The following is a 1,224-nucleotide window of genomic DNA, read 5'->3' as shown; positions in this document are numbered from 1 at the left end:
GACGCTGGCGCGAGAGCCGCGGGTGAGCGCGGCGGCCAGCGTGTAGAGCACGCCGGTGCCGGGCGAGGCGACGACGATCAGCGAGGTGAGCAGGAAGGACCAGGACATGGGCGGACCTTATCAGCCCGCCTCGCGGGGAGAAAGCCGACCTTCCCGGCGCCCCTCAGGACAGCTGTGCGAGCTCGGCCTCGCGCAGAACGTCGAGTGGCGCCCAGGGTTTGGCCCAGAACTTGGCGCCCGCGGGCAAGGGCTGCATCAGGGGGCGGCCGGAGGTGACGACGATATCGAGCCTGGGATTGCGGTCCTTGGCGACATGCGCGAGCTCGACCCCGTTCATGCGGCCGGCAAGCTGGACGTCGGTCATCATCAGGCAGAGCACGCCGGCACTCTTGTCGAGCACGCGCTCGGCGGCCTCGGCGCTTTCGCACTGGATGACCTGGTAACCACTCTCTTCCAGCAGAAGACTCAGCATCTCCCGCTGCATGACGTCATCCTCAACGATCAGCGCTGTCGCACGAAATGGCTGTGCTTGTCCCATCAGCGTCTCCCAATGCTTGCTTGCGTAACGTATGTTAAGGAGCCAATTCGCTCTCGGTTCGGTTCCATTCTGAAAAAATGTAAATCATAGTTCCATCGACGAGGGCTTGACGGGGGACATCATGACTGCGATTCGCGGCGCCGTCGCCATCACGGGAGCGGCCAGCGGCATCGGCCGCGCGCTGGCCATCGAGCTTGCGCATCGTGGCTGCGATCTCGCGCTGGCCGATCGCGACGAAGCCGGGCTGAAGAGCCTCGCGACGGAGATCGGAGCAACACGCAAGGTCAGCCTGCACCGCGTCGACGTCGGCGAGGCGAGCGACATCGCACGGTTCGCGGCCGAGGCCATAGCGGCGCATCCCGCGCTCGGCATCGTCGTCAACAATGCCGGCGTGGCGCTAATGGGCTCGTTCGAGGAGATCGACCAGGCGCAGATGGACTGGCTGTTCGACATCAATTTCTGGGGCGTGGTGCACGGCACGCGCGCCTTCCTTCCGCATCTGAAGACGAGACCGGAGGCGCATATCGTCAACCTCTCCTCGATCTTCGGCATCATCGCGCCGCCGGGCCAATCGGCCTATGCGGCGGCGAAATTCGCGGTGCGCGGCTTTTCCGAGAGCGTGCGGCACGAGCTCGCAGTGGCGGGCAGCCCCGTCAGACTGTCGGTCGTGCATCCCGGCGGCGTCG

General features: G+C 65.7%; 2 protein-coding genes and 1 pseudogene. 1 reads left to right on the top strand and 2 read right to left on the bottom strand.

The features are described 5' to 3' along the window. Both MOV74_RS38515 and MOV74_RS38510 read right to left on the bottom strand, forming a co-directional pair. Positions 1-108, bottom strand: a pseudogene (locus MOV74_RS38515) (LysE family translocator); the annotation flags it as partial. Between the two features lie 55 nt (positions 109-163). Then, positions 164-538, bottom strand: coding sequence for a response regulator (locus MOV74_RS38510; protein WP_246932778.1), 375 nt, complete (start codon positions 536-538; stop codon positions 164-166). A gap of 121 nt (positions 539-659) precedes the next feature. Between MOV74_RS38510 and MOV74_RS38505 the strand changes: the two genes are divergently transcribed. Then, positions 660-1,224 (top strand): SDR family oxidoreductase (locus tag MOV74_RS38505; protein ID WP_246932776.1); only part of this gene is annotated, 565 nt, incomplete at its 3' end.

Origin of the sequence: Bradyrhizobium sp. SHOUNA76 (genome assembly GCF_023006445.1) — a bacterium.
Lineage (GTDB): Bacteria > Pseudomonadota > Alphaproteobacteria > Rhizobiales > Xanthobacteraceae > Bradyrhizobium.
This window is presented reverse-complemented; position numbering and strand designations above follow the sequence as displayed.